This window comes from Sphingomonas azotifigens NBRC 15497, assembly GCF_002091475.1.
In the GTDB taxonomy this organism is placed as follows: Bacteria; Pseudomonadota; Alphaproteobacteria; order Sphingomonadales; family Sphingomonadaceae; genus Sphingomonas; species Sphingomonas azotifigens.
On sequence record NZ_BCTR01000055.1, the window covers coordinates 41,025 to 51,904 of the forward strand.

General features: G+C 69.2%; 11 protein-coding genes. 2 read left to right on the forward strand and 9 right to left on the reverse strand.

The window, feature by feature from the left end; translation table 11 throughout:
- Positions 1-48: 48 nt before the first annotated feature.
- Genes SAZ01S_RS17360 through argH form a run of 5 tightly spaced genes read right to left on the reverse strand, consistent with a single transcriptional unit; the run spans position 49 to position 4,660 of the window.
- Complete coding sequence (locus tag SAZ01S_RS17360; RefSeq protein WP_084583541.1) at positions 49-999, reverse strand: zinc transporter ZntB; 951 nt, start codon at positions 997-999, stop codon at positions 49-51.
- Positions 996-1,751: a precorrin-2 dehydrogenase/sirohydrochlorin ferrochelatase family protein gene (locus SAZ01S_RS17365; RefSeq protein WP_084583542.1), complete on the reverse strand. Its 756-nt coding sequence runs from the start codon at positions 1,749-1,751 to the stop codon at positions 996-998. Before SAZ01S_RS17365 ends, SAZ01S_RS17360 begins: the two co-directional genes overlap by 4 nt.
- Complete coding sequence (gene lysA, locus SAZ01S_RS17370) at positions 1,748-3,007, reverse strand: diaminopimelate decarboxylase (RefSeq protein ID WP_084583543.1); 1,260 nt, start codon at positions 3,005-3,007, stop codon at positions 1,748-1,750. Before lysA ends, SAZ01S_RS17365 begins: the two co-directional genes overlap by 4 nt.
- Before the next feature lie 34 nt (positions 3,008-3,041).
- Positions 3,042-3,287, reverse strand: a complete 246-nt coding sequence (locus SAZ01S_RS17375; RefSeq protein ID WP_084583544.1) for a hypothetical protein — start codon at positions 3,285-3,287, stop codon at positions 3,042-3,044.
- Positions 3,284-4,660 carry an argininosuccinate lyase gene (gene argH, locus SAZ01S_RS17380; protein ID WP_084583545.1) on the reverse strand — a complete coding sequence of 459 codons (1,377 nt, stop codon included), beginning with the start codon at positions 4,658-4,660 and terminating at the stop codon, positions 3,284-3,286. Before argH ends, SAZ01S_RS17375 begins: the two co-directional genes overlap by 4 nt.
- Between argH and SAZ01S_RS17385 the strand changes: the two genes are divergently transcribed.
- Positions 4,659-5,240, forward strand: coding sequence for a TlpA family protein disulfide reductase (locus SAZ01S_RS17385; protein WP_084583546.1), 582 nt, complete (start codon positions 4,659-4,661; stop codon positions 5,238-5,240). The genes argH and SAZ01S_RS17385 overlap by 2 nt on opposite strands.
- Before the next feature lie 29 nt (positions 5,241-5,269).
- On the opposite strand, the gene SAZ01S_RS17390 is transcribed toward SAZ01S_RS17385, so the two are convergent.
- Together SAZ01S_RS17390 and SAZ01S_RS17395 are read right to left on the reverse strand one after the other, a co-directional pair.
- Positions 5,270-6,364, reverse strand: a complete 1,095-nt coding sequence (locus SAZ01S_RS17390; protein ID WP_084583547.1) for an alpha/beta fold hydrolase — start codon at positions 6,362-6,364, stop codon at positions 5,270-5,272.
- A 105-nt stretch (positions 6,365-6,469) separates the two neighbouring features.
- A complete protein-coding gene (locus SAZ01S_RS17395) occupies positions 6,470-8,290 on the reverse strand; it encodes an ABCB family ABC transporter ATP-binding protein/permease (protein ID WP_084583548.1) in 1,821 nt (606 codons plus the stop codon).
- A gap of 90 nt (positions 8,291-8,380) precedes the next feature.
- Here SAZ01S_RS17395 and SAZ01S_RS17400 point away from each other — a divergent pair, with 90 nt between their 5' ends.
- Positions 8,381-8,617 carry a hypothetical protein gene (locus tag SAZ01S_RS17400; RefSeq protein ID WP_084583549.1) on the forward strand — a complete coding sequence of 79 codons (237 nt, stop codon included), beginning with the start codon at positions 8,381-8,383 and terminating at the stop codon, positions 8,615-8,617.
- A gap of 136 nt (positions 8,618-8,753) precedes the next feature.
- Here the strand turns inward: SAZ01S_RS17400 and SAZ01S_RS17405 are convergent, their stop codons facing one another.
- Both SAZ01S_RS17405 and hisC read right to left on the reverse strand, forming a co-directional pair.
- A complete protein-coding gene (locus tag SAZ01S_RS17405; RefSeq protein ID WP_084583550.1) occupies positions 8,754-9,662 on the reverse strand; it encodes a prephenate/arogenate dehydrogenase family protein in 909 nt (302 codons plus the stop codon).
- A complete protein-coding gene (gene hisC / locus SAZ01S_RS17410; protein WP_084583551.1) occupies positions 9,662-10,756 on the reverse strand; it encodes a histidinol-phosphate transaminase in 1,095 nt (364 codons plus the stop codon). Before hisC ends, SAZ01S_RS17405 begins: the two co-directional genes overlap by 1 nt.
- Positions 10,757-10,880 lie beyond the last annotated feature (124 nt).

A 10,880-nucleotide genomic window follows, 5' to 3' on the forward strand; every position in this document is an offset into this window, starting at 1 on the left:
GTGGCGAATGGATCCCGGCTTCCGCCGGGATGACGGCTTTGGAGTACGCTACTCGAACCAGTGCCGGTGGACGAAATACCCCGCGATCCCCACCGCCATCACCACGCACATCCCCACTACGCCCCAGAACGCCCAGGGTTCGTGCGCATAGGGGATGCCGTCGACGTTCATTCCCAGCAGGCCGGTGAGGAAGGTCAGCGGCAGGAACACCATCGCGACGATCGCGATCACCAGCGAGCGCTGGTCGAGCAACTCGCCGCGCAGGTCGGTGAGCGTTTCGTGGGTCAGCGCCGCACGCTCGCGAATGCTTTCCACCTCTTCAGCCATGCGCGCGGCACGATCGGCGGCGGCGGAGAGGTGGAGCCTGTCGTCCTCGCGGAGCCAGTCGCCCGGCAGACCCGCCAGCTTCTCGATCGCCGCGCGCTGGGGCGCCAGGAAGCGACGATAGCCGATCGCCTGCACGCGCACCTTGTTGACCATCCGCCGCAGCTCGAAGGCGCGGTGGCCCGAAATCTGCTCCTCGCAATCGTCGAGCGAATCGCCGAGTTCGGCAACGACGGGATCGAGCTGCTCGGTGATCTCCTGCGCGATCGCCGCGATCAGGTCGCCCGGATCGAGAATCTTGCCGGCCTCGACCTCCTCGCGAACCGGCTGGAGCGCATTGAGCTGCTTGCGAGTCACCGAGAAGACGCAGCCGCCCATCGCATAGATGCGGATCGAGGCGAGTGGATCGGACGCGGTGGTGGCCTCGGATGAAAGCCCGCGCAGGTTGATCACCGCGCCGTCGCCCACCGCGTCGCAGCGCGGGCGGGTCTCGGTCGCGGTCAGCGAATCGATGATATAGGGCGACAGCTTCGCCTCGCCGCCCAGCCAGAGCTGGGCCCGCTCGTCATTGGTGGTGAGGTGGATCCAGGTGAGGCCGCCACGCGCCTCGAGCGCCGCGCGCATCGTCGGCTGCTCGACCTTGCCGTCCTTCACGACATAGGCGAAGCCGCTCAACCCGCCATCTCCAGCCAGAGCGACAGGCCCTCGCCGGGATCGGCGGGCGGGCGGGCGAGGATGCGCGCGGCATCGGCACGCGCGCGATTGAGGATGGCGTCGGGCACGTCGCCTAGATGGAAAAGCCGATCGGCCTGCGCAAGCAGCCGGGCGTGACGGAGGGTGAGGTCCTCGGGATCAGGGGAGGTCAGGCGCAGCGAAACGAGCTGCGCCTCCGGCGCGGCGCCCTCTGCCAGCCAGCGATCGACATCGCCGTCGCCCGCCAGCAAGTCGAGCATGCCCCCTTCGCCCAAGGCATCGGCCAGTGCGCGGCGCCGGGCACCGGCATCGGGCCAGCGTGCCTTCATCGCCGCGCGGCTGCGACCCAGCCCGGCGGCGAGCGCTCCGAGGCTTGTCGGCAACAACGCCTCCAGCCGCTGGCGCAGCGCCGCGGCAAACCCCGCCGAGACCCCGCCGGTGCCGATCGCGATCAGCACCGGATCACGGTCGACGATCGCCGGCAGGGTAAAGTCGCACAGCGCGGGCCGGTCGACGCAATTGACCAGCACGCCGCGCGCCTTGAGCCGGGCGACCACCTCTTCAGGTTCATCGAGCGCGACGATGGCGAGCGCGGCGGCATCGCCCTCGCCCACCACCAGCGCCCCGGCACGATCGAGCAGGCGGCGCTTGGCGTCCGCCGGCTCGCCTTCGCCGACCAGAATCACCGGCCGCCCCTGGAGCTTTACGAACAGGGGCAGCGCGGCGAGCGTCACTTCAGCCAGTCCGGCACCTGCTCGGCGGCCATGATCTCCTCGGCGGAGATGCGGCCGGCGACGATGGCGTAGCGGTCGCCCGAGACCAGCACCTCGGGCACCAGCGGGCGGCTGTTGTACGTGCTGGCCATGGTCGCGCCGTACGCACCCGCCGTCTCCAGCACGGCGAGATCGCCAGCCTTGACCGCGTCGATCTCGCGCGCCTTCACGAACACGTCGGTGCTTTCGCACACTGGCCCGGCGACGTTGGCGACGAAGCGCTCGCCGGTCGGCTTCACCGCGGCGAAGCCGTGATAGGCGTCGTACAGCGCCACGCGCGCGAGGTCGTTCATCGCCGCGTCGACCACCACCCAGGGATGGACCTGCCCCGGCTTCACCCACAGCACTTCGGTGACGAGCACGCCCGCGCTCCCGGCGATGGTGCGGCCGGGTTCGAACATCAGCTCGACATCCCAGTCCTTGGTCACCCGTGCGACCATCTCGGCATAGGCTTCCGGCGTCGGCGGCACCTCGCCCGGGCGATAGGCGACGCCCAGCCCGCCCCCGAGATCGACATGGGTAATCGTGTGGCCATTGGCGCGCAGCTCGGCGAGCAGCCGGCCGACGCGCTCGAACGCGGCTTCCAGCGGCGCGAGACCGAGCAGCTGGCTGCCGATATGGACCGCGATGCCGTGCAGATCGAGGCCGGGTAGCTTGCCGAGCCGATCGAAGATCTCCGGCGCCTCGCCGATCGGCAGACCGAACTTGTTTTCGGCCTTGCCGGTCGAGATCTTCTCGTGCGTGCCGGCATCGACGTCCGGGTTGACGCGCAGCGCCGCCCGCGCGGTGAGCCCGCGCTCGGCCGCCAGTGCCGCCAGCACTTCGCCTTCCTCGACCAGTTCGAGGTTGAACTGGCCGATCCCGGCCTCCAGCCCCTTCACCAGTTCGGCCCTCGTCTTGCCGACGCCCGAGAAGACGATGTCCTTGGGCGCGACGCCCGCGGCCAGCGCGCGCGCCATCTCGCCGCCCGAGACGACATCGGCGCCGAAGCCCTCGTTCGCCAGCAGCTTGAGCACCGCCAGGTTGGGATTGGCCTTGATCGCGAAGGCGAGGTGGATGCGCCCCAGCGGCTTCAGCGCGTCGCGAAAGGCGCGGGCATTGGCCTGGAAGCGTTCGGTGGAATAGACATAGACGGGCGTACCCACCTCGGCGGCGATGCGCGCGAGGGGCAGCGATTCGACGTGCAGCTCGCCGTCGATCATCGAGAAATCGGTCATGGGCCTCTGGGTGCGGCGCGAATGGCCGCCAAAATCAGTTGGGGGGCAGGTCGAACTCGTCGCTCCGCCGCGCCTCGGACGCCTGGATCAGGTCGTCGCTGCGCGCGGGGCGAGTCTGGGCCGGCGCTTTGAGAAGGTCGGGAGGCGTGGGCGTCGCCGCGGCGCCGTACGGCGCCACCGGCAGCGATGCCCCCGGCGGCGGGGCCAGGGCCTCGCGCACGCCGCAGCCGCTCAGTGCCAGGCCCAGGGCCGGTACGGTGAGCAGCAGTCGCTTCCTCATGCTTCCTCCTCACGGCCCTTGCGCGCCGCTGCTATCGCCGCGCGAACCCGCGACGGTGCCGTGCCGCCGAAGCTGGTCCGGCTGTTCACCGATGCATCGACGCTGAGAACGCCGTACACACGTTCGTCGATCCGTGCATCGATTTCCTGGAGCGCTTCGATCGGCAGCTGGTCGAGCCGGATGCCCTCCGCCTCCGCCTTCGCCACGGCGCGGCCGGTGATGTGGTGCGCCTCGCGGAACGGGATGCCGCCTTCGCGCACCAGCCAGTCGGCCAGATCGGTCGCGGTCGAGAAGCCGGCCTCGGCCGCCGCGCGCATCCGCTCGAGCCGGAAGGTCGCGCTCTCCACCATGCCGGTCATCGCCGCGATGCTGAGGCCGAGCAGGTCGTGCGCCTCGAACACCGGCGGCTTGTCGTCCTGCATGTCCTTCGAATAGGCGAGCGGCAGCCCCTTCATCGTCATCATCAGGCTGAACAGCGCGCCGCTGATCCGGCCCGAATGCCCGCGGACCAGCTCGGCCGCATCGGGATTGCGCTTCTGCGGCATGATCGAGCTGCCGGTCGACCATTGGTCGGACAGCGCGACGAAGCCGAAGGGCTGGCTCGCCCAGATCACGAATTCCTCGGCCAGCCGGCTGAGGTGCAGGCTGCATTGCGATGCCGCGGTCAGGTAATCGAGCGCGAAGTCGCGGTCCGAGACCGAATCGAGCGAGTTGCGCGTCGGGCCATCGAAGCCCAGCGCCTTGGCCGTCGCCTCGCGATCGAGGTTGAAGCCGGTACCGGCCAGCGCCGCCGAACCCAGCGGGCATAGGTTCATGCGGGCGCGCGCATCCTTGAGCCGCGAGCGATCGCGCGCGAACATCTCGAAATAGGCCATCAGGTGATGGCCCAGCGTCACCGGCTGCGCGACCTGGAGATGGGTGAAGCCCGGCATCACGCTGTCGGCATGCTGCTCGGCGCGGGCCAGCAGCGCGTCCTGCAGCGCGCCGAGCGCCGCATCGGCCTGGTCGATCGCATCGCGCACCCAGAGGCGGAAGTCGGTCGCGACCTGGTCATTGCGCGAGCGCGCGGTGTGGAGGCGGCCCGCGACGGGACCGATCTTCTCGGCCAGCCGGCTTTCGGACAGCATGTGGATGTCTTCGAGCGCCAGATCCTCGGGCACGCCGTTGGCGGCGAAGTCCTCGGCGACCTGGTCGAGGCCCGCGCCGATCGTCGCGGCATCCTCAGCGCCCACGATCCCCTGCTGGCCCAGCATCGCGACATGCGCCTTGGAGCCGCGCAGATCCTGCTGCCACATCCGCTTGTCGAAGGGGATCGAGGCGTTTATCTCGCGCATCACCGCGGACGGGCCTTCGGCGAAGCGCCCTCCCCACATGGAATTGGAGCTGTCCTTGCGCTCGGTGATCGGTCTTCTCCTTCTGGGCGCCCTCGCAGTTGCGGGGTGCGATAAGCAATCGCAGCCGTCACAGCAAGCGAACGTAGCGGCACCCGCCAATGCGAGCGTCCCCGCGCCGGGCGGCGCCGTCGATCGCAGCCACAAGGGCGAGGCGGCGCCGACGATTGGCTTCACGGACGCCGCGGGCAAGAAGACGACGCTGGCCGCCTTCAAGGGCAAGCCGGTGCTGCTCAACCTCTGGGCGACCTGGTGCGCCCCGTGCATCAAGGAGATGCCGACGCTCGATACGCTGGCGGGTAAGGCGGGCGACGCGCTGGTGGTACTGCCGCTCAGCCAGGACCTGAAGGGGATGGAGGTGGTCAGCCCCTTCTTCCAGAAGAACGGCTACCAGCATCTGAAGCCCTATCTGGATACCGACACCGCGTTCAGCGTCCAGCTCGGCGTCAACCTGCCGACGACGATCCTGTATGATTCGGCCGGCAAGGAAGTGTGGCGCGTCTCGGGCGAGTTCGACTGGGCGAGTGACGCCGCCGCCAAGCTGATCGCCGAGGCGAAGTAAGGGCGGTCCCTCACCACCCCCAATCCCCCTCACCCTTCCCACCGCCTGCGGCGGCGGGCCCCTTCCCTCTCCCACAAGGGGAGAGGGAATTGTGCGCCAATGCTCCCTCTCCCCTTGTGGGAGAGGGAGGGAGCCGCGAAGCGGCGGAAGGGTGAGGGGGATTTGGGTAGGGGTGAGGAAAACGCCTCAGCCCATCGCCGCCAGCACCCCCGCAGCCAAGCCTCGGTCTCGTCGGGATGCGCCAGCGGCAGCATGTGCCCGCCCTCGACCAGCGTCAGCCTGGCCCCGGCGATCTCCGCCACCGTCCGCTCGCCGTGCAGCGCGGGATCGAGCACATTGTCCTGCCGGCCATAGAGGATCGACACCGGCACCCGGATCTCGCCGTACCGCGCGACCAGCGGCGGCACCGCCTGCTCGGCCATGCGGATCTCGAAGCTGCCCATCTCGTACGCCGCCGATCGCGCCGCCAGCGCCCCGCCGCCGGCGATGGTGAAATCGGCCGGCACCGGATCGGGCGCGAACACCGCCTCGGCGCCGCGCTTGCCGAAGGCCACCGCCATCGGCACTGCGATCGTCCAGGCGATCGGGGCGCGCAGTACCGGCGGCACCAGCATGCCGCGGAACATCGCCGGCGGCTGCTCGACCATCTGGGTGAGCGGCGCGATCAGCGCCAGCGCGCCGGGCACCTCGGGCCGCTCGACGGCAAGCGCCAGCGACACAACGCCGCCCATCGAATGGCCGACGACCAGCGGCTTCTCCAGCCCGAGCGTCTCGATCAGCGCCGCGATCATCCGCCCCTGCCGCACGAGATCGGGGCGCGGCCCGGTGAGCCGCGAATGGCCCCAGCCGGGCCGGTCGACCAGGATCACCCGATGATCCTTCGCCAGCCGGCCCGCCAGCGAGTGGCTGAAGTTGCGGAGCTGCGCCATCACGCCGTGAATCATCACGATCGCCGGCCCGGCCGCATCCTTCGGCCCCAGCTCGACGATATGCATCCGCGCGCCGTCGACATCGACGAAGCGACCGTCCGGCGGCACCATCTCCTCGGCCTTGCGGCCCACCCAGGCGGACCAGCCGGCCAGCCCCAGCACGCCCACGCCCGCCAGTCCGAACGGTATCAGCATCGATCGAGTCTTCCCCATGCGCCCACCTCCGCGTTCTGGCGATGGTAGCAGCTATCGCACCGGACGCGCAGGAAGTTCCGCCACCCTAACGGTGAGGGCGCGCGGTCACTCGGCGACCGGCGCCTCGCCTTCCTCGCGCTCCTGCGCCTGCCGGGCCCACATCTCTGCGTAGATCCCGCCTTCGCGCAGCAGCTCGGCATGGGTGCCCTGCTCGACCACCCGGCCCGCTTCCAGGACGATGATGCGATCCGCATGCACCACCGTCGATAGCCGGTGCGCGATGACGATCGTGGTGCGGCCCTGCTCGATCGATTCGAGCGTCGCCTGGATGTCCGCCTCGGTGCGGCTGTCGAGCGCGCTGGTCGCCTCGTCGAGGATCAGGATCGGCGGGTTCTTCACCAATGTCCGCGCGATCGCCACGCGCTGCTTCTCGCCGCCGGAAAGCTTGAGGCCGCGCTCGCCCACCCGCGTGTCGAGCCCGTCGGGCAGCGCCTGGATGAAGTTGGCGATCGAGGCGCCGCGGACCGCTTCGGCGATCTGCTCGGGCGTCGCACCCTCGCGTCCATAGGCGATGTTGTAGCCGATGGTCTCGTTGAACAGCACCGTGTCCTGCGGCACGATGCCGATCGCGGCGCGCAGGCTGGTTTGGGTGACCGCTCGAATGTCCTGCCCGTCGATGGTGATGCGGCCGCCGGTCACGTCGTAGAAGCGGTACATCAGCCGCGCGAGCGTCGACTTGCCCGCCCCCGAAGGACCGACCACCGCAACGGTGGCGCCCGCGGGAATGTCGAGATCGATCCCCTTCAGGATCTGGCGGTCGGCGTCATAGCCGAACTGCACGCCCTCGAACCGGACATGGCCTTGCTGGACGGCCAGCGGCTGGGCATCAGCGGCGTCCTTCACCTCGGCGCCGGTATCGAGCAGGTCGAACATCGCGCCCATGTCGATCACACCCTGGCGGATGGTGCGATAGACCCAGCCGAGCATGTCGAGCGGGCGGAACAGCTGGCTGAGCAGCGTCGACACCAGCACCACGTCGCCCGGCGTGAAGCGGCCCGTCGACCAGCCGAACACCACCAGCGCCATGCCGGCGGCAAGCATCAGGTTGGTGATCACCGCCTGGCCGATATTGAGCCAGGCGAGCGAATTCTCGCTGGTGACGGCGGCGTTCATATAGGCCGTCATCGCCTTGTCGTAGCGCGCGCTCTCGCGGGCTTCGGCGTTGAAATATTTGACGGTTTCAAAGTTGAGCAGCGAATCGACCGCATGCGCGACCGCGCCGGTATCGAGGTCGTTCATCTGCTCGCGCAGCTTGGAGCGCCAGTCGGTCACCCAGCGGGTGAAGGCGATATAGACCACCACCATCGCCAACGTGCCGGCGACCAGCCACCCGCCGAAGCGCGTGCCGAAGATGCCGAGCACCATGCCGAGCTCGAGGATGGTCGGCGCGATGTTGAACAGCAGGAAATAGAGCATCGTGTCGATGCTCTTGGTGCCGCGCTCGACCACCTTGGTGACCGCACCGGTGCGGCGGTTGAGGTGGAAGCGCAGGCTCAACTGGTGGAGGTGGCGGAACACGTCCGAGGCGAGCCGGCGAGTCGCATCCTGCCCCACCCGCTCGAACACCGCATTGCGGAGGTTGTCGAACAGCACCGTGCCCAGCCTGGCGGCGGCATAGCCGGTGACCAGCGCGACGATCAGCCACACCGCGTCGCGCGGACCCGAGGCCATCCGGTCGATCGCGCCCTGCAGCGCGAAGGGCGCGCCGTACACCTGCACCAGCTTCGAGCAGAGCACGAGCAGCAGCGCGAGCACGATCCGCACCCGCAGCCCCGGCGCATGGCGCGGCCACAGATACGGCAGGAAGCGCTTCATCGTGCCGAAGATGGGCCGGTCGAGCTTGGCGGACGAGGTTTCGGGAGGCATCCGCCCTAATCTGGGACGCGCGGCCACGCGACGCAACCACGGGAACAGCCCGGAGGTCCGTCCGTTGATTGCGGCAGGAGGTCATCTGCCATGGACCAACTGCTCTACGTGCTGGCGATCATGGGCTGCAGCGACGATGCGCAGGCCTGCCGCCAAGTCCGCCTCGAACCCGCCCGCTATACGTCGCAGGTCGCCTGCCAGGAAGCCATGGAAGCCGCGCTTCGTCGCGCGACGGATGTCGACTATCCCGTCGTGCAGGCCGCGTGCCAGCGGCAGAGCCAGCAGATGGTAACGCGCGAGCCGCAGCGGTCGGTGACGGGGAGCTGAGGCCGGCCACCCACCACCGTCATCCCGGCGAAAGCCGGGATCCATTGGGGTCTCCGGCACGGCTCTTGCTCAAGCGAAGAGGCGAATAGATTCCGGCTTTCGCCGGAATGACGGCTGAGAGGGGCCGGCAGCAACCCTATTCGTGCGACCGCCCGAAGTCCGGGCGCGCATCGTCCTGCCCCTGGTCGATGATCGAGCGGCGGATCGCGCGGGTGCGGCTGAACAGCTCGAACAGCTCGTCGCCCTTGCCCCAGCGGATCGCGCGCTGGAGCGCGGTAAGGTCCTCGGTGAAGCGCTGGAGCATGTCCAGCACCGCCTCGCGATTGCTCAGGAACACGTCGCGCCACATCGTCGGATCCGATGCGGCGATGCGGGTGAAGTCGCGGAAGCCGCCGGCCGAATATTTGATCACCTCGGACTGGGTGACTTCCTCCAGGTCCGAGGCGGTGCCGACGATCGTATAGGCAATGAGGTGCGGCAGATGGCTGGTCACCGCCAGCACCCGGTCATGGTGGCCCGGCTCCATCGTCTCGACCATCGCGCCGAGCCGCCGCCAGAATTCGCTCACCCGCTCGACCGCGAGCGGATCGCTCCCCTCGGGCGGGGTGACGATGCACCAGCGATGGTGGAACAGCGAGGCGAAGCCGGCGGTCGGCCCGCTATTCTCGGTGCCCGCCACCGGATGTGCCGGGATGAAGGTCGCGTTCGGCAAGGCTTCGCGCACCGCCTCGATCACACTGCCCTTCGACGAGCCGACATCGCTGACGATCGCCTCGGCGGGCAGGTCGGCGGCGATCTCGGCTGCCGCCGCGCCCATCGCGCCCACCGGCACGCAGAGAATCACCAGGTCCGCGTCGATCACCGAGGTACCCGCGCTGTCCGCTACGTCGTCGCACAGGTCGATTGCGACCGCGGTCTCGCGCACGGCCGGATCGGCGTCATAGCCGGTCACCCGCACGCTCGGCATGTGCTGGCGGATGCCGTGGGCGATCGACGAGCCGATCAGCCCGAGGCCGAGAATGGTAACGCGCGCGAAGGGCAGCATCAGGCGCCGAGCAAGCGGCGCAGCGAGGCCGCCACGCCCTTGATCTCTTCCTCGGTGCCGATGGTGATGCGCAGGCCGTGGGGCAGGCCCTGGCCGGGCAGCCAACGGACGATAAAGCCGTCTTCCATCAGGTGCTTATAGGCCTGCTCGCCGGTCACCTCGCCTTCGAACAGGACGAGCTGGAAGTTCGCCTTGGAGGGCACCGCGCGGACGCCCTTGTTGCCCATGCTGGCGATCTCGTCGGCGAACCACTGGCGCCACTGCGCATTGTGCGCGCGGCTGTGCTCGACGAAATCCTTGTCGCCCAGCGCGGCGATCGCCGCGCGGCCGGCGCCGATGCTGAACGCGAAGGGCGCGCGGATGCGGTGCATCGCGGCGATGATGTCGGGATGCGCATAGCCCCAGCCGACCCGCTCCGAAGCCAGGCCGAAGATCTTGGAGAAGGTGCGCGTCACCAGCACGTTGGGCTGGGTGCGGGCGAGCTCGAGCCCGCCGTCATCGTCCTCGGGGTCGAGATATTCGGTATAGGCCTGATCGAGCACCAGCAGCACGCTCTTGGGCAGCGCGGCGTGGAGGCGGGCAATCTCTTCGCGTGCGGTGTAGGTGCCGGTCGGATTGTTCGGGTTGGCGAGGAAGACGACCTTGGTCTTCTCGGTCACGCAGGCGAGGATCGCGTCGACATCGGTCGCATAGTCGCGATCGGGCGCCACCACCGGCGTCGCGCCGACGCGGCGTGCCGCAATGTCGTACACCGCGAAGCCGTAGCGGACATAGATGATTTCGTCGCCCACGCCGGCAAAGGCGCCGGCGGCGAGGTGCAGCACTTCGTCCGAGCCGGTGCCGTAGACGATCCGCTCGGGCTCCACCCCGTAATGCGCGCCGAGCGCCTCGCGCAGCGCGAAGGCGCTCGCATCGGGATAGCGCTCCAGCTCGCTCGCGGTGGCGGCATAGGCGTCGCGTGCGGCTTGCGGCGTGCCGAACGGATTCTCGTTCGACGAGAGCTTGGCGGCGGGCTTGCCCGAATCGGTGGTGGCGCGGCCCGGGACATAGGGGGCGATGGCCATCACCCAGGGCTTGGGGACGGGTGCGTTCATGGGGCGGGGGATTGGCGGAATGGCGGCCGATTGGCAAGCATCCCCCGCAATTCCTCCCCGGAACGGGGAGGGGGACCGCGCGGCAACGCCGCGTGGTGGAGGGGCCGCGCCGCAAGGCGCGGGG

Coding starts and splice junctions, on each gene's coding strand:
- lysA (WP_084583543.1), bottom strand. CDS start 3,007: ATGACCGATTTCTCGATGATCGACGGCGAGCTGCACGTCGAATCGCTG.
- SAZ01S_RS17375 (WP_084583544.1), bottom strand. CDS start 3,287: ATGAGGAAGCGACTGCTGCTCACCGTACCGGCCCTGGGCCTGGCACTG.
- SAZ01S_RS17385 (WP_084583546.1), top strand. CDS start 4,659: ATGGAATTGGAGCTGTCCTTGCGCTCGGTGATCGGTCTTCTCCTTCTG.
- argH (WP_084583545.1), bottom strand. CDS start 4,660: ATGTGGGGAGGGCGCTTCGCCGAAGGCCCGTCCGCGGTGATGCGCGAG.
- SAZ01S_RS17390 (WP_084583547.1), bottom strand. CDS start 6,364: ATGCTGATACCGTTCGGACTGGCGGGCGTGGGCGTGCTGGGGCTGGCC.
- SAZ01S_RS17395 (WP_084583548.1), bottom strand. CDS start 8,290: ATGCCTCCCGAAACCTCGTCCGCCAAGCTCGACCGGCCCATCTTCGGC.
- SAZ01S_RS17400 (WP_084583549.1), top strand. CDS start 8,381: ATGGACCAACTGCTCTACGTGCTGGCGATCATGGGCTGCAGCGACGAT.
- SAZ01S_RS17405 (WP_084583550.1), bottom strand. CDS start 9,662: ATGCTGCCCTTCGCGCGCGTTACCATTCTCGGCCTCGGGCTGATCGGC.
- hisC (WP_084583551.1), bottom strand. CDS start 10,756: ATGAACGCACCCGTCCCCAAGCCCTGGGTGATGGCCATCGCCCCCTAT.